Origin of the sequence: Caballeronia arvi, assembly GCF_001544695.2 — a bacterium.
Classification (GTDB): domain Bacteria; phylum Pseudomonadota; class Gammaproteobacteria; order Burkholderiales; family Burkholderiaceae; genus Caballeronia; species Caballeronia arvi.
The window spans coordinates 124,238-145,190 of record NZ_FCOM02000013.1; the positions used below are offsets into that span (position 1 = coordinate 124,238).

At 63.0% G+C, this 20,953-nt stretch carries 20 protein-coding genes; 11 read left to right on the plus strand and 9 right to left on the minus strand.

The window, feature by feature from the left end; all coding sequences use genetic code 11:
- Positions 1 to 4: 4 nt before the first annotated feature.
- Complete coding sequence (proC, locus tag AWB74_RS17400) at positions 5 to 817, plus strand: pyrroline-5-carboxylate reductase (protein ID WP_061147977.1); 813 nt, start codon at positions 5 to 7, stop codon at positions 815 to 817.
- A gap of 58 nt (positions 818 to 875) precedes the next feature.
- On the opposite strand, the gene ubiA is transcribed toward proC, so the two are convergent.
- The 6 genes from ubiA to recG all read right to left on the minus strand — a co-directional run bounded on the left by ubiA (position 876) and on the right by recG (position 7,772).
- The gene (gene ubiA, locus AWB74_RS17405; RefSeq protein ID WP_061147978.1) at positions 876 to 1,733 is read right to left on the minus strand and encodes a 4-hydroxybenzoate octaprenyltransferase; all 858 of its coding nucleotides are present in this window, start codon (positions 1,731 to 1,733) and stop codon (positions 876 to 878) included.
- A 105-nt stretch (positions 1,734 to 1,838) separates the two neighbouring features.
- Entirely contained in the window at positions 1,839 to 2,327 is a 489-nt protein-coding gene (locus AWB74_RS17410) for a Dps family protein (RefSeq protein WP_061123787.1), read from the minus strand.
- A gap of 178 nt (positions 2,328 to 2,505) precedes the next feature.
- Positions 2,506 to 2,658 carry a hypothetical protein gene (locus AWB74_RS46420; RefSeq protein ID WP_160110268.1) on the minus strand — a complete coding sequence of 51 codons (153 nt, stop codon included), beginning with the start codon at positions 2,656 to 2,658 and terminating at the stop codon, positions 2,506 to 2,508.
- A 30-nt stretch (positions 2,659 to 2,688) separates the two neighbouring features.
- Positions 2,689 to 4,161, minus strand: a complete 1,473-nt coding sequence (locus AWB74_RS17415; protein WP_061147979.1) for a catalase — start codon at positions 4,159 to 4,161, stop codon at positions 2,689 to 2,691.
- Positions 4,162 to 4,495: 334 nt separating this feature from the next.
- Entirely contained in the window at positions 4,496 to 5,455 is a 960-nt protein-coding gene (locus tag AWB74_RS17420) for a hydrogen peroxide-inducible genes activator (protein WP_061147980.1), read from the minus strand.
- 133 nt (positions 5,456 to 5,588) lie between these two features.
- Entirely contained in the window at positions 5,589 to 7,772 is a 2,184-nt protein-coding gene (recG, locus tag AWB74_RS17425) for an ATP-dependent DNA helicase RecG (RefSeq protein ID WP_061147981.1), read from the minus strand.
- A gap of 91 nt (positions 7,773 to 7,863) precedes the next feature.
- Between recG and queA the strand changes: the two genes are divergently transcribed.
- The 5 genes from queA (at position 7,864) to secF (ending at position 13,859) form a co-directional block, all read left to right on the plus strand.
- The gene (gene queA / locus AWB74_RS17430; RefSeq protein ID WP_061147982.1) at positions 7,864 to 8,910 is read left to right on the plus strand and encodes a tRNA preQ1(34) S-adenosylmethionine ribosyltransferase-isomerase QueA; all 1,047 of its coding nucleotides are present in this window, start codon (positions 7,864 to 7,866) and stop codon (positions 8,908 to 8,910) included.
- 54 nt (positions 8,911 to 8,964) lie between these two features.
- Entirely contained in the window at positions 8,965 to 10,128 is a 1,164-nt protein-coding gene (tgt, locus tag AWB74_RS17435; RefSeq protein WP_061147983.1) for a tRNA guanosine(34) transglycosylase Tgt, read from the plus strand.
- A gap of 210 nt (positions 10,129 to 10,338) precedes the next feature.
- Positions 10,339 to 10,665, plus strand: coding sequence for a preprotein translocase subunit YajC (yajC, locus tag AWB74_RS17440; RefSeq protein WP_061123793.1), 327 nt, complete (start codon positions 10,339 to 10,341; stop codon positions 10,663 to 10,665).
- Positions 10,666 to 10,804: 139 nt separating this feature from the next.
- Positions 10,805 to 12,880, plus strand: a complete 2,076-nt coding sequence (gene secD, locus AWB74_RS17445) for a protein translocase subunit SecD (RefSeq protein ID WP_061147984.1) — start codon at positions 10,805 to 10,807, stop codon at positions 12,878 to 12,880.
- Positions 12,881 to 12,908: 28 nt separating this feature from the next.
- Positions 12,909 to 13,859, plus strand: coding sequence for a protein translocase subunit SecF (gene secF / locus AWB74_RS17450; RefSeq protein ID WP_061147985.1), 951 nt, complete (start codon positions 12,909 to 12,911; stop codon positions 13,857 to 13,859).
- A gap of 197 nt (positions 13,860 to 14,056) precedes the next feature.
- On the opposite strand, the gene AWB74_RS17455 is transcribed toward secF, so the two are convergent.
- The 3 genes from AWB74_RS17455 to AWB74_RS17465 form a co-directional block, all read right to left on the minus strand.
- Positions 14,057 to 14,608 (minus strand): YceI family protein, encoded by a 552-nt coding sequence (locus AWB74_RS17455; RefSeq protein ID WP_407642449.1) that lies wholly within the window; start codon positions 14,606 to 14,608, stop codon positions 14,057 to 14,059.
- 90 nt (positions 14,609 to 14,698) lie between these two features.
- On the minus strand, positions 14,699 to 15,256 hold the full coding sequence (locus AWB74_RS17460; protein WP_061147987.1) for a YceI family protein: 558 nt from the start codon (positions 15,254 to 15,256) through the stop codon (positions 14,699 to 14,701).
- Between the two features lie 135 nt (positions 15,257 to 15,391).
- On the minus strand, positions 15,392 to 15,961 hold the full coding sequence (locus AWB74_RS17465) for a cytochrome b (protein WP_061147988.1): 570 nt from the start codon (positions 15,959 to 15,961) through the stop codon (positions 15,392 to 15,394).
- Positions 15,962 to 16,419: 458 nt separating this feature from the next.
- On the opposite strand from AWB74_RS17465, the gene AWB74_RS17470 reads away from it, so the two are divergent.
- From AWB74_RS17470 to AWB74_RS17490, 5 genes are all read left to right on the plus strand, one after another.
- Entirely contained in the window at positions 16,420 to 17,097 is a 678-nt protein-coding gene (locus AWB74_RS17470) for a paraquat-inducible protein A (protein WP_061147989.1), read from the plus strand.
- Positions 17,094 to 17,774, plus strand: coding sequence for a paraquat-inducible protein A (locus AWB74_RS17475; protein WP_061147990.1), 681 nt, complete (start codon positions 17,094 to 17,096; stop codon positions 17,772 to 17,774). The genes AWB74_RS17470 and AWB74_RS17475 overlap by 4 nt, the downstream gene beginning before the upstream one ends.
- The gene (locus AWB74_RS17480) at positions 17,767 to 19,449 is read left to right on the plus strand and encodes a PqiB family protein (RefSeq protein WP_235024609.1); all 1,683 of its coding nucleotides are present in this window, start codon (positions 17,767 to 17,769) and stop codon (positions 19,447 to 19,449) included. Before AWB74_RS17475 ends, AWB74_RS17480 begins: the two co-directional genes overlap by 8 nt.
- Positions 19,446 to 20,150 (plus strand): PqiC family protein, encoded by a 705-nt coding sequence (locus tag AWB74_RS17485; protein WP_061147991.1) that lies wholly within the window; start codon positions 19,446 to 19,448, stop codon positions 20,148 to 20,150. Before AWB74_RS17480 ends, AWB74_RS17485 begins: the two co-directional genes overlap by 4 nt.
- Positions 20,151 to 20,302: 152 nt before the next feature.
- Positions 20,303 to 20,914 (plus strand): glutathione S-transferase family protein, encoded by a 612-nt coding sequence (locus AWB74_RS17490; protein ID WP_200821987.1) that lies wholly within the window; start codon positions 20,303 to 20,305, stop codon positions 20,912 to 20,914.
- Positions 20,915 to 20,953 lie beyond the last annotated feature (39 nt).

A 20,953-nucleotide genomic window follows, 5' to 3' on the forward strand; every position in this document is an offset into this window, starting at 1 on the left:
CATCATGAAAATTGCATTCATCGGCGGCGGCAACATGGCTGCGGCGCTCATCGGCGGTCTCGTCAAGCGCGGCGCTTCGCCCGCTGACATCTACGCCGTCGACATCAACGACGAAGCGCGCGAGCGCACCGCGAAGCAATTCGGCATCGCGACGGGCGCGGCCGTCGACGCGGCGCTCGCCGGTTACGACGCCATCGTGATCGCGGTGAAGCCGCAGGTGCTCAAGAGCGTGGCCGAAGCGCTCGCGCCGCATCTGTCGAAGCAGACGGTCATCAGCATTGCGGCGGGCATCCGCGCGACGGATCTCAGCCGCTGGCTCAACGACTATACGCAGATCGTGCGCACGATGCCGAACACGCCCGCGCTGATCGGGATGGGCGTGACGGGTCTCGCCGCGCTGCCCGGCGTCTCCGATGCGGCGAAGGCGCTTGCATCGCAAGTGCTGGAAGCGGTCGGCACGGCCGTCTGGTTCGATGACGAAGCGAAGCTCGACGCCGTCACCGCGATCTCCGGCAGCGGCCCGGCCTACGTGTTTTATTTCATCGAAGCGATGCAGGAAGCCGCGCGTCAGCTCGGCATGGATGAAGAGCAAGGCCGTGCGCTCGCCGTCGCCACGTTCACCGGCGCGGCGCAACTGGCGGCGCAATCCGGGGAACCGGCGTGCGTGCTGCGCGAACGCGTGACGTCGAAGGGCGGCACGACGGCGGCGGCGCTTGCATCGTTCGATGCACAAGGCGTGAAGGACGCGATCGTGCGTGGCGCGCTGGCCGCACAGGCGCGCGCGAAAGAGATGGGGGATGAGTTGGGCGCAGCCTGAAACCATGCGCGCCTGATCGATACGAGAACGGCAGCTCTTCAAGCTGCCGTTTTTTTGTTCAGGTCAGCGCGTAATGCAGCGCGATGCCCGCAAACAGCATCCCGCCGAGCCAGTTGTTGTGCCTGAACGCGGCAAAGCACGCCATGCGGTCGCGATTGCGGATCAGCCCGTAGTGATACACCGCGCATCCCGCCGCCGCGAGCCAGCCGAGCCAGTAAAGCCAGCCGAAGTGCAGCGCTATACCGATGCCCATGTAGATCGCGAGCGTCACCGCGTAGCACAGCATCACGGCGAACACGTCGTAGCGGCCGAAGGTGAGCGCCGATGTGCGGATGCCGATCTTGATGTCGTCGTCGCGGTCGACCATCGCGTATTCGGTGTCGTAGGCGATCGACCAGAACACGTTCGCCGCGAGCATGATCCACGCGAGCATCGGCACATGGTTCTGCACGGCGGCGAAGGCCATCGGAATGCCGAAGCCGAACGCGATGCCGAGATACGCCTGCGGAATCGCGAAGAAGCGCTTGGTGAACGGATACGTGCCCGCGACGAACAGCGCGAACACCGACAGCTCCTTCGTCAGCGTGTTGAGCGGCAGGATCAGCAGGAACGCGACGAGCGCGAGCGCCGCCGCCAGCGCCACCGCCTCCCAGGCCTTGATCTTGCCCGACGTGATCGGCCGCTCGGCGGTGCGCTTGACGTGCTTGTCGAAGTCGCGGTCGGCGTAATCGTTGATCGCGCAGCCCGCCGAGCGCATCAGAATCGTGCCGACGATGAAGATGACGAGCAGCATCGGCGATGGACGTCCCTCCGACGCGATCCACAGCGCGTTGAGCGTCGGCCACAAGAGCAGCAAACTGCCGATGGGCTTGTCGAGGCGCACGAGGCGCATGTAGAGCGGGAGACGGGCGAGCATGGCGGCGGAATGCGGAAAAACGGGATGCGGCTATTTTAGAGCACGGCCTGAAATGCAAAGAGCCCCGCGTCATAGCGGGGCTCTTTCAACGATCAACTGATGCAATCAGGCCAGCATCGCGCGCAGCATCCACGCGGTCTTCTCGTGCGTCTGCATACGCTGCGTGAGCAGGTCGGCGGTCGGCTCGTCGTTCGCGGCTTCGGTCGCCGGGAAGATCTCGCGCGCCGTGCGCACTACCGCTTCCTGGCCTTCCACCAGTTGACGGATCATGTCTTCGGCAGCCGGCACGCCGTCCGCTTCCGGAATCGACGACAGCTTCGCGAAGTCCCTGTAGCTGCCCGGCGCATGCACGCCCAGTGCGCGGATGCGTTCCGCGATCGAATCGACGGCGAGCGCGAGTTCGGTGTATTGCGTCTCGAACATCAGGTGCAGCGTGTTGAACATCGGACCCGTCACGTTCCAGTGGAAGTTATGGGTCTTCAGATACAGCGTGTACGTATCGGCCAGCAGCCGGGACAAGCCCTCGGCGATCTTCTTGCGGTCCTTGTCGCTGATGCCGATATTGACGGCAGGTGCAGTGCCTTTCTTCGCCATGATGACTCCGTGAGAGAGTGATTCGAACGGTGCGAGCGCCGCGCGCTTCGTCTTGCCGCGCGGCGTTTCGAGCGTCCGACAGTTTATCGTAGAAATGGGGATCGCTTTATTACGCGGCAAGGCTTTCGGGCGCGTGCGCTGCGCCCTGTTGACGCAACCCATCCGTCATCGGTCACGCTCAGGCGCCGGCCACGCCGCTCGCGATAACGAGCCCATAGCCCGCCGCGACAATGCCGAATGCGATCGCGACGCGCACGCCGCGCGAGGCCTGACGGCTCGTCGCTTCGATCTGGTCGACGGCCTGGGCGATGTGGTTCAACGCTTGAGACATGTTCGTTCTCCCGTGTTTGGTTGCGCCGTGTCAGACGGCGGCGGTGTCCTTCTCGTCGACCAGCTGACCGAGCTTCGCGAGCGCGTCGATCACGCCCTGCGCGTACGCCGGATCGATGCGACGGAAATGCGCGATCTGCCGCGCGACGATCTCGTTCGGCACGCCATGAATGTGCCGCGCGATGTTGCCGAAGAAGCGCTCGCGTTGCGCGTCATTGAACAGCCTGAACAGCGCGGCCGGCTGGCTGTAGTAATCGTCGTCTTCGCGATGGTCATAGCGATACACCGTGCCGCCCGCGAGCGGCGGCTCGTTCGCGCTCGCGTCCTGCGCGAATTCGCCGTAGCGATTCGGCTCGTAGTTCACGCGACCACCGAGATTGCCGTCGGTGCGCATCGCGCCATCGCGATGGAACGGGTTCGCTACCGGCGCACGCGGCGCATTCACCGGAATCTGGTGATGATTGATGCCGAGCCGATAACGCTGCGTATCGCCATAGGAGAACAGACGCCCTTGCAGCAGACGGTCCGGCGAGAAGCCGATGCCCGGCACCACGTTCGCCGGCGTGAACGCGGCCTGCTCGACGTCCGCGAAATAGTTTTGCGCGTTGCGATTCAGCTCGATCACGCCGACGTCGATCAGCGGATAGTCCTTGTGCGGCCACACCTTCGTGATGTCGAACGGGTTCATCGCCGAGTTCGCGGCCTGCGCTTCCGTCATCACCTGAATGCGGAAATTCCAGCGCGGGAAATTGCCGTTCTCGATGTTATCCACCAAGTCACGCTGCGCGCTTTCACGGTCTCCCGCGATGACGGCGGCGGCTTCGGCGTCCGTGTAGTTCTCTAGCGTTTGCTGCGACTTGAAGTGGAACTTCACGTAGAAACGTTCGTTGTCCTCGTTGATGAACGAAAACGTGTGCGAGCCGAAGCCGTGCATCTGACGGTAATTCTTCGGAATGCCGCGGTCGCTCATGAGGATCGTGACCTGATGCAGCGATTCCGGATGACGCGACCAGAAATCCCACGCCGCGACGTTGCTGCGCAGGTTCGTGTACGGATCGCGCTTTTGCGTGTGGATGAAGTCGGGAAATTTCAGCGGATCGCGGATGAAGAAAATCGGCGTGTTGTTGCCGACCACGTCCCAGTTGCCCTCTTCCGTGTAGAACTTGATGGAGAAACCGCGCACATCGCGCTCTGCATCGGCGGCGCCACGCTCGCCCGCGACCGTCGAGAAGCGCATGAAAATCGGCGTTTCCTTGCCGACGTCCGCGAACAGCTTCGCCTTCGTGTAGCGCGAGATGTCGTGCGTCACGCGGAACGTGCCGAACGCGCCGGACCCTTTCGCGTGGACGCGGCGTTCGGGAATCACTTCGCGATCGAAATGCGCGAGTTTTTCGACGAGCCAGAAGTCCTGCAGCGTGACGGGTCCGCGCGGGCCCGCGGTCTGCGAATTCTGGTTGTCGCCGACGGGGGCGCCTGCGGCGGTCGTGAGTCGTTGAGTCGTCATCGTGATGCTCCTGTTTTTGCGTTTGCGTTGGATGAATGCGCGGCGCGTGCTCAGGCGACGCGGGCGAAATCGGCAAGGATCGAGACCGCCACGTCGCGCAGGCTCGCCCAGCGGTCGAAGAAGGTTGCGGCAGTCATGAAATCCTCTTTGTTTCTGATGTCGGCCCGGCGCCGACTTGAAGAGGATCGTAGCGCAGACTATCGATATTTTTAATTCGATTAAATTTATATATGCGATAGGTCAAAGCTCGTACGGATTTCGCTTGAGCGAGCGACCGAAAACGAAAACGCCGCGCTCCGTTTCCAGAGCGCGGCGTTCGCGAAGCAAGGCGCGATCAGTTGACCGCGACGGGCATATCCAGTTTCCTGACGCCCGGCAGATCGCAGTTGGCGATCGCTTCCGAAATGGCGTCGATGGCAGGCATGCGCGTGAAGCTCTTGCGCCACGCGAGCACGACGCGTCGGTCCGGCACGGGTTCGTCGAACGGCACGTAACTGAGCAGACCGGAATCGATGCCCGGCGCATGCGGCTTCACCTCGCTCACCGACATGCGCGGCAGCACCGTGATGCCGACGCCGCTCGCGACCATATGGCGAATCGTTTCCAGCGACGAACCTTCGAACGTCTTCTGGATGCCGTCCGCGTTCTGCGAGAAGCGCATCAACTCGGGACAGACGCCGAGCACGTGATCGCGGAAGCAATGGCCGCTGCCGAGCAACAGCATCGTTTCCTGCTTGAGATCGTCCGGATCGATTTTCGCGCGGTTTTCCCACGCGTGGCCCGACGGCATCGCGACGACGAACGGCTCGTCATAGAGCGCGCGCACCATCAGACCGGTTTCGGGAAACGGCAGCGCCATGATGGCGACATCGATTTCGCCCTGCTTCAGAAGCTCGATCAGCTTGAGCGTGTAGTTCTCCTGGAGCATCAGCGGCATCTGCGGGACGGCTTTGATCATCTGCTTGACGAGCGTAGGCAGCAGATACGGTCCGATCGTGTAGATAACGCCCAGCCTGAGCGGTCCGACGAGCGGATCCTTGCCCTGCTTGGCGATTTCCTTGATGGCGAGCGTCTGTTCGAGCACGCGCTGCGCCTGCGTGACGATCTGCTCGCCGATCGGCGTCACGCTGACTTCGCTCGTGCCGCGCTCGAAGATCTGCACGTTCAGTTCGTCTTCGAGCTTCTTGATTGCCACCGACAGCGTCGGCTGGCTGACGAAGCACGCCTCGGCGGCGCGGCCGAAATGCCGTTCGCGCGCAACCGCGACGATGTACTTCAGTTCAGTGAGCGTCATTGGAGGCCAATGAAATACATTGATTCGATAGGTTTGACTTATACACCCGCTGACCGCACTTCGACAACAGCGAGCCTGTAACGCCCAAATAGGGACCGACAAGACCGTCGCAAGTTCAGCGCGAGTTCAGCAACTACGCCTTTAAATACTGTTCCCGCGCGCCGAGCCAGCGCGCGAGATGACGCGTGACGGCATCGGGGAACGACTTGAGCATCTGGTCGGCGGCTGCGCGCGCGGGCTCGATCAGCCAGCCGTCGTTCTCCAGGCTGGCGAAACGCAGCATCGCTTCGCCCGATTGCCGTGCGCCGAGAAACTCGCCCGGGCCGCGGATTTCCAGATCGCGCCGGGCGATCTCGAAGCCGTCGGTGGTCTCGCGCATCGTCTTCAGGCGGGCGCGCGCCGTCTGCGACAGCGGGTTCGAATACATCAGCACGCAGATGGACGCCGCGCTGCCCCGCCCCACGCGCCCACGCAACTGATGCAACTGCGCGAGTCCGAAGCGCTCGGCATGCTCGATCACCATCAGTGATGCGTTCGGCACGTCCACGCCGACTTCGATCACCGTCGTCGCGACGAGCAGTTGTACTTCATTGCGTGAGAACGCGTCCATGACGGCGGCTTTTTCGGCGGGCGCGAGCCGCCCGTGAACCAGCCCGACGCGCAGTTCCGGCAGCGCGGCGGCGAGCGTTTCGTATGTCTCGACGGCGGTTTGCAACTGCAAAGTCTCGCTTTCCTCGATCAGCGGACACACCCAATACACCTGCCGCCCGGTCAGCGCCGCCTCGCGCACGCGGCCGATGATCTCGTCGCGGCGGCCATCGGCGACGACTTTCGTCAGGATCGGCGTGCGGCCGGGCGGCAATTCGTCGATCGTGGAGACGTCGAGATCGGCGTAATAGGTCATCGCGAGCGTGCGCGGGATCGGCGTCGCGGACATCATCAGTTGATGCGGCTGGAAATCGCGCGCGCCGTCCGCCGCGTTCGCCGCCTTGGCGCGCAGCGCGAGCCGTTGCGCGACGCCGAAGCGATGCTGCTCGTCGACGATCACGAGCCCGAGGCGCGCGAACTCGACCGCATCCTGAATGATCGCGTGCGTGCCGATGATCAGTTGCGCCGTGCCGAGCGCCGCCGCTTCGAGCGCGGCGCGCTTGTCCTTCGCCTTGAGGCTGCCCGCGAGCCACGCGACGGACACGCCGAGCGGCTCCAGCCAGCCGCGCAACTTGCGCGCGTGCTGTTCCGCGAGGATTTCGGTCGGCGCCATGAGCGCGGCCTGATAACCCGCGTCGATGGCCTGCGCCGCCGCGAGCGCTGCGACGATGGTCTTGCCGCTGCCGACATCGCCCTGCAAGAGACGTTGCATCGGATGCGCGAGCGTGAGCTCTCCCGCGATTTCGCCAACGACGCGCTCTTGCGCGCCGGTCAGCGCAAACGGCAGCGCTTTGAGCAGCCGCACGACGAGCGATTGTTCATCGTTCGGCAAACGGCGCGGCATCGCCGGCGCGGCGCGGGTGCGGCGCTCTTCGTGCGCACGCTTGAGTGACAACTGCTGCGCGAGCAGTTCCTCGAATTTGATGCGCGTCCACGCCGGATGCGTCCCGTCGATGAGCGCGGTCTCGTCCGAATCCGCGCGCGGATGATGCAGCGTCTTCACTGCGTCGAGCAGGCCGGGCACATCGAGCGGCTTCAGATACGCGTTCGCAATCGGTTCAGGCAAAAGCTCCGGCAGCGACACACGCGAGATCGCCGAATCGATCGCCTTGCGCAAGTACGCCTGCGAGATGCCTGCCGTCGACGGATACACCGGCGTGAGCGCTTGCGGCAATGGCGTGTCTTCATCGACGGGACGCACCGCCGGATGCACCATCTCCAGTCCGAAGAAGCCGCCGCGCACGTCGCCGCGCACGCGCAGACGCACGCCGACGGCCATCTGCTTGACCTGCGAGCCGTAGAAATTGAGAAAACGCAGCGTGAGCTCGTCGCCGGCGTCGTCCTGCATTTTCACGAGCAACTGGCGGCGCGGCCGGTACGCGATTTCGTTGTCGAACACGACGCCTTCGGTCTGCGCGATATCGCCGGGAATCATCTCGCCGATGGGCGTGAGCTGCGTTTCGTCCTCGTAGCGCATCGGCAGATGCAGCACGAGATCGATATCGGATTTCAGTCCGAGCTTGGCGAGCTTGTCCGCCGTCTTCACGACGGGCTTCGGTTTTTCCTCCGTTTTCGCCTTCTTGCGCGCGGCAGCGGCGGCGCGCGGCGCTTCGCTTTCCTCCACGGGCAGCGGATCGGTCGAGGCGAGGCGGCGGTCGGACAAGGGCATTGACTCTCTTCGCAAGTACAATATGAGGTTTGTTCGGCGCGATTGAACCTGATAACACTTCGTTCGCGCCCGTTCGCGCTACGTTCAAGCCATGTTCACGCTTTCCGATTTCGATTTTAATCTGCCGCCCGAGCTGATCGCGCAGAGTGCGCTCGCCGAGCGCAGCGCGAGCCGCCTGCTCGAAGTGTCCAATGACATGACGCAAACCCGGCTCATCGACCGGCGCTTCTCCGAGTTGCCGAATCTCATCGATGCCGGCGATCTGCTGGTGTTCAACGATACCAAAGTCCTGAAGGCGCGCTTTCTCGGCAAGAAGGCCAGCGGCGGGCGCGTCGAGGTGCTGGTCGAGCGTCTGGCCGGCGCGACCACGGCGCTCGCGCAAATCCGCGCGAGCAAAAGCCCGGCCGAAGGCAGCACGATCCGGCTCGCGGACGCTTTCGACGTGACCGTCGGCGAGCGCGTCGAACCGTTCTACACGCTGCATTTTCCGGCCGAATGCCTGACGCTCATCGAGCAATACGGGCGCTTGCCCCTGCCGCCGTACATCGAGCACGACGCCGACGCCTACGACGAAACGCGCTACCAGACGGTGTATGCAGCCAATCCGGGCGCGGTGGCCGCGCCGACTGCCGGCCTGCATTTCGACGATGCGCTCTTCGCCGAACTCGATGCAAAAGGCGTCGAGCGGGCGACGCTGACGCTGCATGTTGGCGCCGGCACGTTTCAGCCGGTGCGCGTCGAGAATATCGCCGAGCACAAGATGCACAGCGAGTGGTACGACCTGCCGCAATCGCTCGTCGACCGCATCGCGGCCGTGAAGGCCCGCGGCAATAAAGTGATCGCGGTGGGCACGACATCGATGCGCGCACTGGAAGCCGCCGCCCGCGACGCCGCCGACGCAGGCAAGCCGCTCGCCGGCAGCCAGGCGGAGACGGATATTTTCATCACGCCGGGCTATGAATTTCGCGTCGTCGACAGATTGGTGACGAACTTCCATCTGCCGAAGTCGACGCTGCTCATGCTCGTGTCCGCGTTCGCCGGCATGGACACGATTCGCGACGCGTACCGGCACGCGATCAAGCAGCGTTATCGCTTTTTCAGTTACGGCGACGCGATGCTGCTGACTCGCAAGAACTGAGTTTCTCAACCACTTTTGCGCCGGACTGTTCTCCGGTTGCATGGAGCTTCATCAATGACCACTGGTCAATTTACCCCGCCCGAAAACGGCCTCAAGTTCGAATTGCTGACGACCGATGGCCAGGCGCGCCGCGGCCGTCTAACGCTCAATCACGGCGTCGTCGAAACGCCGATCTTCATGCCGGTCGGCACGTACGGCACCGTCAAGGCGATCCAGCCGCGCGAGCTCGAAGAAATTCGCGCGCAGATCATCCTCGGCAACACGTTTCACCTCTGGCTGCGGCCGGGGCTCGAAGTCATCGGCGCGCACGGCGGCCTGCACAAGTTCATGGGATGGAACCGGCCGATTCTCACCGACTCCGGCGGTTTTCAGGTATTTTCGTTGGGCGATCTGCGCAAGATCACGGAAGAAGGCGTCACGTTTGCATCGCCGATCAATGGCGACAAACTGTTTCTGTCGCCCGAAGTGTCAATGCAAATCCAGAAGGTGCTGAACTCGGACATCGTCATGCAGTTCGACGAGTGCACGCCCTACTCGACCAACGGCATCGCGACTTCGCACAAGGACGCCGCGGACTCCATGCGCATGTCGATGCGCTGGGCGAAACGCTCTATCGACGAATTTCAGCGGCTCGGCAATCCGAACGCGCTCTTCGGCATCGTGCAGGGCGGCATGTTCGAAGACCTGCGCGACGAATCGCTCGCGGGCCTTTCCGAGATCGGCTTTCACGGACTCGCGATCGGCGGGCTGTCGGTCGGCGAGCCGAAGGAAGACATGATGCGCGTGCTGAACCATATCGGCCCGAAGCTGCCCGCCGACAAGCCTCACTATCTGATGGGCGTCGGCACGCCGGAGGATCTCGTCGCGGGCGTGGCGGCGGGCGTCGACATGTTCGACTGCGTGATGCCCACGCGCAATGCGCGCAACGGCTGGCTCTTCACGCGCTTCGGCGATCTCAAGATCAAGAACGCGACCCACAAGAACTCGATGAAACCGCTCGATGAATCGTGCGGCTGCTATACCTGCCAGAACTTCACGCGCGGCTATCTGCATCATCTGCATCGCGTGGGCGAAATTCTCGGCGCGCAATTGAACACGATCCACAACCTGCATTACTACCTGCAGCTGATCGGCGAAGTGCGGGAATCGATCGAAAACCATACGTTCGAAGCGTTCCGCAAGACTTTTGCAGAGAACCGGGCGCGCGGCGTCGATTGAGCGACGTCTCGAAATGGCGCGGCAAGTATTACAATCTGCTTTCTATCACTTGCGGGAAAATGCCGCGATACTTCAGGAAACCGCGCCCTAACGGCTTGATGGCAAAGCGCATTCCGGAGTCTCGCGACATGCCCGAGTGGTAGAATACCGGGCTAATTTCCATTCGAGTTTTTCGAACGTATTTCTGACGTTTTTAACGGAGAGACCAACGTGTCGTTCATTTCCAATGCCTTTGCACAAGGCGCAACCGGTGGCGCGGAATCGAGCCTGATGAGCTTCCTGCCGCTGATCCTGATGTTCGCGGTGCTGTACTTCATCATGATCCGTCCGCAGATGAAGCGTCAGAAGGAGCATCGCAACATGCTCTCCGCGATGGCGAAGGGCGACGAAGTCGTGACGAACGGCGGTATCGTCGGCAAGGTGACGAAGGTGTCGGACGCTTACGTGGGCGTGGAAATCGCCGAAGGCACGGAAATCACCGTGCAGAAGGCGTCGGTCACGACCATTCTCCCGAAGGGCACGATCAAGTCGCTGTAAGGCCCGCTGTCAGGCCAATGGTTCCATCGCGTCCGGCGCGGCCTCGCTCACTGAGCCACACGCGTCTTCCCGACCCGCTCGCAGCGCATATCGCCGGACGCCCTCTCCCCCGAAGCCAACTTTCCGGTCGGCCATCCCCATGAATCGTTATCCCCTCTGGAAGTATGTCGTGATGCTGGTGGCGCTCGCCATCGGCCTCGTGTACACGCTCCCCAACTTCTTCGGCGAAGCGCCCGCAGTTCAGGTGTCGAGCGGCAAGGCGACCGTCAAGCTCGATTCGTCGACACTCTCGAACGTCGAAGCCGCGCTCGCCGCGAGCAACATCAAGCCCGACGAAGTCAACTTCGACAACTCGCAGCTCAACGCGAACATCCGCGTGCGTCTCAAAGACACCGACACGCAGCTGCACGTGAAGGATCTGCTTTCGAAGACGCTGAACCCGGACCCCGCCAATCCGCAGTACATCGTCGCGCTGAATCTGCAGAGCGCCTCGCCGCGCTGGCTGACGGCGCTGCATGCGCTGCCGATGTACCTCGGTCTCGACCTGCGCGGCGGCGTGCATTTCCTGCTCCAGGTCGACATGGCCGGCGCGCTCAACAAGAAACTCGACTCCGACGCATCGGACGCGCGCACCTACCTGCGCGACCGCAACATCCGCGATGGCGGCGTGAACCGCGTCGGGCAATCGGTCGTCGTGAATTTCTCGGATCAGGCCGCAGCGGACAGCGCGCGCACGCTGCTCCAGACGGGCGTCGCCGAGCTGCAATGGACGACGCGCCAGGGCGCCGATGGCTTCCAGGTCGTCGGCACGTTCGCGCCGGACGCGATGAAAACCGTCGAAGACAGCGCGCTCAAGCAGAACATCACGACCTTGCATAACCGGGTGAACGAACTCGGCGTCGCGGAGCCGGTGATCCAGCAGCAAGGCTCCGATCGCATCGTGGTCGAACTGCCGGGCGTACAGGACACCGCGAAGGCGAAGGACATCATCGGCCGCACGGCGACGCTCGAAGCGCGTCTCGCCGATCCGATCAACACCTACATCGGCCCGAACGATGCGGTGCCGCCGGGCGACGAAGCGTTCAATCAGGGCGATCGCCGCGTGCTCCTGCGCAAGCAGGTGATCTTCACTGGCGACCGCATCGTCGATGCTTCCACGGGCTTCGACGAGCATCAGCGTCCGTCGGTGAATATCCGTCTCGACTCGGCCGGCGGCCGCGCGATTGCGAGCGTGTCCCGCGACAACATCGGCAAGCCGATGGCGATGGTGCTCTTCGAAAAGGGCAAGGGCGAAGTGCTGACGGTGGCGAACATCCAGTCCGAACTGGGCGACCGCTTCTCGATCACCGGCCAGCCGAGCGCGCAGGCCGCCACCGATCTCGCGTTGCTGTTGCGCGCCGGCTCGCTCGCGGCGCCGATGGACATCATCGAGGAACGCACGGTCGGCCCGAGCCTCGGCGCGGACAACATCAAGAAAGGTTTCGATTCGGTCACGTATGGTTTCGCCGCGATCGCCATCTTCATGATCGCGTACTACCTGCTGTTCGGTCTGTTCTCGATGCTGTCGCTGTCGGTCAACCTGCTGCTGCTGGTGGCCATCCTTTCGCTGCTGCAGGCAACGCTGACGCTGCCGGGCATCGCGGCTATCGCGCTCGCGCTCGGTATGGCGATCGACGCCAACGTGCTGATCAACGAACGTATCCGCGAGGAACTGCGTAACGGCGCGCCGCCGCAGACCGCGATTCAGGAAGGCTTCAAGCACGCCTGGGCGACGATTCTCGACTCGAACGTCACCACGCTGATCGCCGGCCTCGCGCTGCTCGCGTTCGGCTCGGGTCCGGTGCGCGGCTTCGCGGTCGTGCACTGTATCGGCATTCTCACGTCGATGTTCTCGGCGGTGTTCTTCTCGCGCGGCCTCGTGAACCTGTGGTACGGCGGCAAGAAGAAGCTGAAGTCGCTCGCGATCGGTCAGGTGTGGCGCCCCGAAGGCACGAATGCCGAAGCGGCCGCGGCGGCCTATCTCGCGGCGCAACGCGGCGACGAATCGCCCGTCGACGAAATCGTGAAGACCGCGAAGGGCAAGACGAAGACCGCCGTGGCGGCGCCGCGCGCAGCGGAACCGGCCAGTCAGCCGAACGCGCGCACCGGCAAGCCGACGGTGCGCCGCCGCTCGGGCCCGGGCGTCGATCAACAGAAGCCGGGCCAGTCCCGCTGAGACCGCTTGAGTCCGGAGAAAAAAGCAAATGGAATTCTTCCGCATCCGCCGCGACTTGCCGTTCATGGAACGCGCGTTGATTTTCAACGTGATTTCGTTCGTGACGTTCCTCGTCGCTGTGTTTTTCCTCATGCATCGCGGCCTGCATCTGTCGGTGGAATTCACCGGCGGCACGGTCGTCGAAGTGCAGTATCCGCAAGCCGCGCAGCTCGAGCCCGTGCGCGCGTCGATGGGCAGGCTCGGCTACCCCGACGCACAGGTGCAGAACTTCGGCACGTCGCAGGACGTTCTGATCCGTCTGCCGCTCAAGCAGGGCCTGACGTCCGCACAGCAAAGCGATCAGGTGATGACCGCGCTCAAGGCCGATAACGCGCAAGTGAAGTTGCAGCGCGTGGAGTTCGTCGGGCCGCAGGTGGGCAAGGAGCTCGTCACGAACGGTCTGCTCGCGCTCGCGTGCGTGGTGATCGGCATCGTCATTTACCTGTCGTTCCGCTTCGAATGGAAGTACGCGGTCGCGGGCATCATCGCGAACCTGCACGACGTCGTGATCATCCTCGGCTTCTTCGCCTACTTCCAGTGGGAGTTCTCGCTGTCGGTGCTGGCGGCGATTCTCGCGGTGCTCGGCTATTCGGTGAACGAGTCGGTGGTTATCTTCGACCGGATCCGCGAGACGTTCCGCAAGCAGCGCAAGATGACGGTGAAGGAAGTGATCGACCACGCGATCACGAGCACGATGTCGCGAACCATCATCACCCACGGCTGTACGGAAATGATGGTGCTGTCGATGTTCTTCTTCGGCGGCCCGACGCTGCACTACTTCGCGCTGGCGCTCACCGTCGGCATTCTGTTCGGCATCTACTCGTCAGTGTTCGTCGCGGCGGCGCTCGCGATGTGGTTCGGCGTGAAGCGCGAGGATCTCGTGAAGGACAAGAAAGACAAGTTCGATCCGAACGATCCGAATGCGGGAGCGCAGGTTTGAGTGGTGCGCGGTAATTGAGAGCTTCTGAAGCCGGTCTATCCAGACCGGCTTTTTTGTGTCTTTTCGAGGCAAGACAATCGGTCAATCGCTCATCGTGCAAGACATAAAGCTCGATTAGCGGCTATTCAGGCACAAAAAAAAACCGCTTCGCGCATACGCACGAAGCGGTTCTCTCAAGAGATTCAGCGAAAGCGAACTTACTGCTTAACGCCCTCCGCCTGAATATGCAGCACCGTCTTCAGGCTGAACCCATAAGCCTTGCCGTAGTCCATCCCGAAGTCGCCGCGATCGAAGGTCGTCGTCGCTTCGACGCCGCACACTTCCTTCTTCATCATCGGATTGACGAAGCACTTGAAGCTCTCGACCTTCAGGTTGATCGGCTTGGTCACGCCGTGCATCGTCAGCGTGCCGATCACTTCCGAAGGCTTGTCGCCGTCGAACTTGATCGACGTGCCCTTGTAGACGGCCGTCGGGAACTTGGCGACATCGAAGAACTCGGCCTTCTGCAGATGCTCGTCCAGCTTCACGTTGCCGGTATTCACCGATGCGACGTCGATCGTCACGTCGACCGTGCCGGTCTTCGCCGCGCGATCGAGCACGACGGTGCCGCTGCTCTTGTTGAACTTGCCGCGCCACGTCGACACGCCGCCAAAGTGATCCGCTTCGAAGCTCGGATAGGTGTGGTTCGGGTCGAGCTGATACGTGTCGGCCGCAATCGCGCTCAACGACGCGCCAAACGACAGACCCATTGCGAGCGCGCCCGCAGCGATGATCGAAAGCTTTTTCAAGTTGTTCTCCTGACTAACCAAATATGCGCAGATACGCGAAATATGTGCCGCTCACTTCTTCGCGGCGACGATGTGAAACTTGATGACGACGTCGTCCGCGACGATCGACGTGTCCTTCCATTCGCCCGTTCCGACATCGAACTGGGTGCGCTTGATCGGCAGCGAGCCGTCGAAGGTTTCGGTTGCGCCCTGCTGCGTGACCGTCACCGGCACCGTGAGCGTCTGCGACTTGCCCTTGATCGTGATCTTGCCCGTGACGTTGTACTTGTTCCCGCCCGCAGGCGCGATCGCGCTGGAGACGAAAGTCGCGGTCGGATACTTGCCCGCGTCGAACCATTCCGCGCCGCGCACTTGCTTGTTGTACTCGTCGTCGCCGAGATCGTAGCTGCCGGTGTCGATCGTGATGCTCGCCGTGCCCGCCGTCGGCTTCGCGGGATCGAACGCGATCTGCGCGGTGAACTTGTTGAACTTGCCATCGGTGGGCACGTTCATCTGCTTCGACGTAGCGATCACCGTGCTCTTGCTCACGTCCACCTGCGCGTGCGCGCCGGCCGCGAGAGCGAGCGAAGCTGCCGTGGCCAGCATCCAACGATTGAGTTTCACTTTCATGTGTGCCCTATTGAAACGATTCGAAACGCTTCGAAACGGTCTGAATGAACAAACCGGTATTGGAAATCAAAAGAACGCAAGAACAATCAGCCGCCGGGAAACGTCCTGCCAACGGCGAAGAAACAATCGACGTGCTTATCGGAGAAACGGCAGCATGCGGCCGAGCAAACCGTCACGATCGACGAAATGATGCTTCAGCGCAGCGAGCACGTGCATGACCACGAAGAACAGCAGCGTGTAGTTCAGCGCCACATGCACGATGCGCAGCGTCGCCTTCAGCGCCTTGTCCGGACCGATGATCGTCGGCAGCGGAAGGACGCCGAGGTACACCACCTGAATCCCCGCGGCCGAGCTGTACAGATAGCCCGACGCGGGAATGACGAGCATCAGCACATAGAGCAGGAAGTGCGTGAGATTCGCCGCTTGCTGCTGCCAGCGCGGCATGCCATCGGGCATCGGCGGCGTCGGATGCGTCGCGCGCCAGATGAGGCGCAGCAACGCGAGCGCGAACACCGTCACGCCGATCCACTTGTGCCACGAAAAGTACTTGAGCTTCGTCGGCGTGATGCCGGGGATATCGGTCATGATCCAGCCGAGCCAGAAGCCGCCCACAATCAACAACGCAATCAGCCAGTGCAGGCCGATCGCCGTGGCGCCGTAGCGTTGCGCCGGCGCTGTCGCCGCGATGCGCGCGCTGCTTTCCATATTGCTTTCACCCAATGTGTTCGATGGTTTCCTGGCTTGTCATCAGCCGATGACAAGTATCCAAGGCCGCCATGCTACCTCAACGATAACGAATTGCCAGCGCGCGCAAAGCGACACTCGCAAGATCGCAGAGCCACGCCCGGCGCGGCTCTGCGGGCTTCCGGCCGCCCTGCGGCGCACTCACGTGCCGCGCATGCAACGAACTATTCCACGCGTGCAACGGTCGATGAAGCGCGAAGAGGCGGCGTGAACGGCACGGCATTCCGGCATCGATGTATTAACGAGCGGGCAAGCGGTTTCATTCCGTCTGTAACGAAGCGTCCTGCCTAATCGGTCGCAAACCCGCCATTTGATAACATGCTGCTACCCTTTGCGCTGGCCTGCTGCTTGCTAGGCTCCGTCGGAGCCGGTTCTCGCGGCGCCCGATACATACGCTCGACACGCCTCGGGCCTCGACCATGAACGCCAACGAACCGGACGAACTTATCGCGTGTCACGAATGCGACGCGCTCTTCCATAAACGTGCATTGCCTCGGCGCACATCGGCGAAATGTCCGCGCTGCGGATCGCTGCTCTATCGAAGCATCTCGTCGAACCTCGACAAGATCTCCGCAATGACGCTCGCCGCGCTCGTCACGTTCGTGATCGCGCAGGGCTTTCCCATCGTCGAGCTGGATGCCAACGGTCTCACGTCGCAGACCACGCTCATCGGCGCGATCGTCGCGCTGTGGAACGAGCAGATGGAAATCATGGCCGTCCTCGTCTTCTGCTCGACGATTCTTTTCCCGCTGTGCGAGCTGATCGCGCTGCTCTACGTGCTGATTCCGCTGCGCTCAGGTTACGTTCCACCGGGCCTGCATGCGGTCCTGCGCGCGATTCAGTTCGTGCGTCCGTGGGGAATGATCGAAGTCTTCATGCTCGGCGTGCTCGTCACGCTCGTGAAGATGGTGAGCATCGCGCGCGTGATTCCCGAGGCGGCGCTCTTCGCGTTCGGCGCGCTCACGTTGATGTTCGCGGTCGTCGTGAGTTTCGATCCGCGCGCGCTGTGGGACATCGCGGGCAGACTCGGCCCGCGCAAGGCCGTGGGCGGCACACAGTCCGAGCGCATGCGCCCCGCCACGAGGCAAAAACAATGAGCGACTCCTTCGACCAGCCTGCGGACGCTGACGCGCCGCAGCCGAACTACACGACCGCCTCGCGCGCGCAACTCGTGTCCTGTCACGCGTGCGGGCTCGTGCAGCCGCTCGCGCGCACCATCGAGAAGCAGCGCTGCACGCGCTGCGACGCGGTCGTCCACCGGCGCCACCCCGACAGCATCGCGCGCACGTGGGCGCTGCTCATCAGCGCGGCGATTCTCTATATCCCCGCGAATCTGTTTCCGATCATGCATACGTCGTCCATCCTCGGTTCCGAGGACGACACCATCATGAGCGGCGTCGCGCTCTTCTGGAACGACGGCGACTATCCGCTCGCCGCCGTGATCTTCATCGCGAGCATTCTCGTGCCGATGCTGAAGCTCGTCACGCTCAGCTTTCTCGTCATCAGCGTGCAGTGGCGCTCGCAATGGCGGCCGCGTCAGCGCACGACGCTCTTTCGCATCGTCGAGGGCATCGGCCGCTGGTCGATGCTCGATATCTTCGTGATCACGCTCACCATCGCGCTGGTGCGCTTCAAGTCGCTCGCCGTCATCACGCCAGGCCCCGGCGCGCTCGCGTTCGCGTCGGTCGTCGTGCTGACGATGATCGCGTCCATGCAATTCGACCCGCGCCTCATCTGGGACAACATCGAACCGTCAGGAAAGAAATATGACTAGTGCCCAAGGTCCGAACGACCCGAAGCAGCCCGTGCCGCCGTCCGGAAACGGCGACACAGGCGATAAAGGCAAAGGCGGCGGACTGCCGCCGAATCTCCCCGAACCCGTGATCGAACCGCGCAGCCGCTGGCTGCCGTCGCTCGTATGGGTCATTCCGCTCGTCGCGGCGCTGATCGGCGTGATTCTCGTCGTGAAGACGGTGTCGAGCCGCGGACCGACCATCACCATCAGCTTCGTCTCGGCGGAAGGCCTCGAGCCCGGCAAGACCAAGGTGAAGTTCAAGGACGTCGATATCGGCACGGTCAAGACCATCACGTTGTCGAAGGATCATTCGCGCGTGCTCGTCGACGTATTGCTCACGAAGGAAGCCACCGATTTCGCCGTGAAGGACACGCGCTTCTGGGTCGTGCGTCCGCGCGTGGCCGCAAGCGGCGTGACCGGTCTGTCGACGCTCCTGTCCGGTGCGTACATCGGCGTCGATGCGGGCAAATCGACCGAGGACCAGACGCATTTCGTCGGTCTCGAAGGGCCGCCCGGCGTCACTGGCGACCAGAAGGGCCACACCTTCACGCTGCATGGCGAATCGCTCGGCTCGCTCGATATCGGCTCGCCCGTGTATTACCGGCGCGTGCAGGTGGGCCAGGTTGTCGGGTTTTCGCTCGACAAGGACGGCACCGGCGTCACGCTGCAGGTGTTCGTCAACGCGCCCTACGACCAGTACGTCGGCAGCAATTCGCGCTGGTGGCATGCGAGCGGCGTCGATCTGCGGCTCGATTCGAGCGGCTTCACGCTCAACACGCAATCGCTCGCGACCGTCGTGCTCGGCGGCATCGCGTTCCAGACGCCACCCAACCAGCAGTCCGGGCCACAGGCGCAGAACAATACGACTTTCCGTCTCGCCGGCGATCAGGCCGACGCGATGCGCGATCCCGACGGCCAGGCCGTGCACGTCGTGATGAATTTCAATCAGTCGCTGCGCGGGCTCTCGGTCGGCGCGCCGGTCGATTTCCGCGGCATCGTGCTCGGTCAGGTGACGGGCATCGGCGTGCAATACGATCCGAAATCGCGTTCGTTCAGGATGCCGGTCACGATCGATCTCTATCCGGACCGGCTCGGCAAGCGCGCAAAGCAGGTGTTGCCGGAACAAGGTTCCCCGGCGAGCCAGGACATGCTGCAACTGCTCGTGAATCGCGGCCTGCGCGGCCAGTTGCGCACCGGCAACCTGCTGACGAGCCAGTTGTATATCGCGCTCGACTTCTTCCCGAAGGCGCCGACGGTCAAGGTGAATGGCACTGCGGATCCGCTCGAATTTCCCACTGTGCCGAACACGCTCGACGAACTGCAACTGCAGATCGCGGATATCGCGCGCAAGATCGACAAGATTCCGTTCGATGAGATCGGCACGAACCTGAACGGCTCGCTGAAGAACGCGAACGCACTGTTCGACCGGCTCGACAAGGAAGTCATGCCGGAAATGAAGGACACGCTCACGCAGGCGAAGAACACCTTCGGCGAAGCGCGATCGACGCTGCAGCAGGACTCGCCGCTGCAATCGGACGTGCATCAGGCGTTGCAGGAGCTCACACGCACGCTTCAATCGCTCAATTCGCTCGCGGATTATCTGGAGCGCCATCCGGAATCGCTCGTGCGCGGTAAATCGGGAGACAAACCATGAAGTTCGGCTCGTTGATATCGACCTTGGGCGCGGTGGCTGTGCTCGCCGCCTGCGCTTCGCCGGCGAGCCGTTTCTATACGCTCGGCAGCAGCGACGCGCGGCCCGTATCGTCCGCGCCGGCTTCGTTCTATTTCGAGCTCGCGCCCGTGGACATGCCGCAGCAGGTCGCGAAGAATCAGTTGGTGGTGCAGACGAGCCCCGCGCAGGTGCGCGTGCTGGAGGAAGAGCGCTGGGCATCGCTGCCCGGCGACGAAGTGCGTCGCGCGCTGTCGGCAGATCTCACGCAGCAACTGGGCGCGATCGATGTGTACGGCACGCCGCATCCGGACGCGGTGCCGGTCTATCGCGTGAAGGTGAACGTGCAGCGCTTCGAATCCTGGCCCGGCTCGCAAGCCGTGATCGACGCGGTGTGGAGCGTGCGCGCCGCCGGATCGGACACCGTACTGACTTGCCGGACCGTCGCGCAGGAACGCGTGGGCTCGGGCTACGACGCGCTCGTGGAGGGCCATCGCAAGGCCGTCGACGAACTCGCGTCGGCGATCTCCGCAGGCGTGCGCAGCCTGGGCTCGCTGCCGCGCACGACGGCGAGCGCACCCGTCGCGCCCGCGAAGGGCAAGAGCGGCGCGGTCACGAAGCCCGCATCCGCGCCGATGCTGCCGTGTCCTGTCGCAAGCGCGGCAACGACGGCCAGCGCGCCATGATCCACGCCGCGCCCGGCATCGCGCCGGGCGCGGCGTCTCATGTTGTGGGCAGGCGACATTGTCGTCCGCCGCCATCTCTAAATTGCCGATGGTTCGTGCGCGCCCGGTTAAGATCGTCGTCGCCTGTATTCCGAATCAACAGCGAAGAATAGATGATGAAACTGATCGGTTCGCACCCCAGCCCATTCGTCCGCAAGGTACGAATCGTCATGGCGGAAAAGAAAATCGATTGCGAACTGGTGCTCGAGGACGTCTGGGCATCCGATTCGAAGATCCACGATTACAATCCGCTCGGCAAAGTGCCCTGCCTCATTCTCGACGACGGCGAAGCGGTGTTCGATTCCCGCGTCATCTGCGAGTACGTGGACACGCTCACGCCCGTCGGCAAACTTTTGCCGCAGGAGCGGCGCGAGCGCACCGAGGTACGTTGCTGGGAAGCGCTCGCCGACGGCATGCTCGATGCCGCCGTGCTGATCCGGCTCGAAGGCGTGGTGCGCGAAGAGGCGCATCGCAGCGAAAAGTGGACGGCGCGTCAGCATCGCAAAGTGGAAGACGGCCTGCGCGCGATGGCGCGTGGCCTCGGCTCGAAGCAATGGTGTTCTGCGAACCGCTTCACGCTCGCGGACATCGCGTGCGGCTGCGCGCTCGGCTATCTCGACTTTCGCATGCCGGATCTGAACTGGCGCGACGCGCATCCGAATCTCGACAAATACTTCGCGCGCATTTCGCAGCGCCCGTCGTTCATCGATACCGCGCCCGCCTGAGCCGCAAGACGATGCGCTCCCGCACGCGGCGGGAGCGTC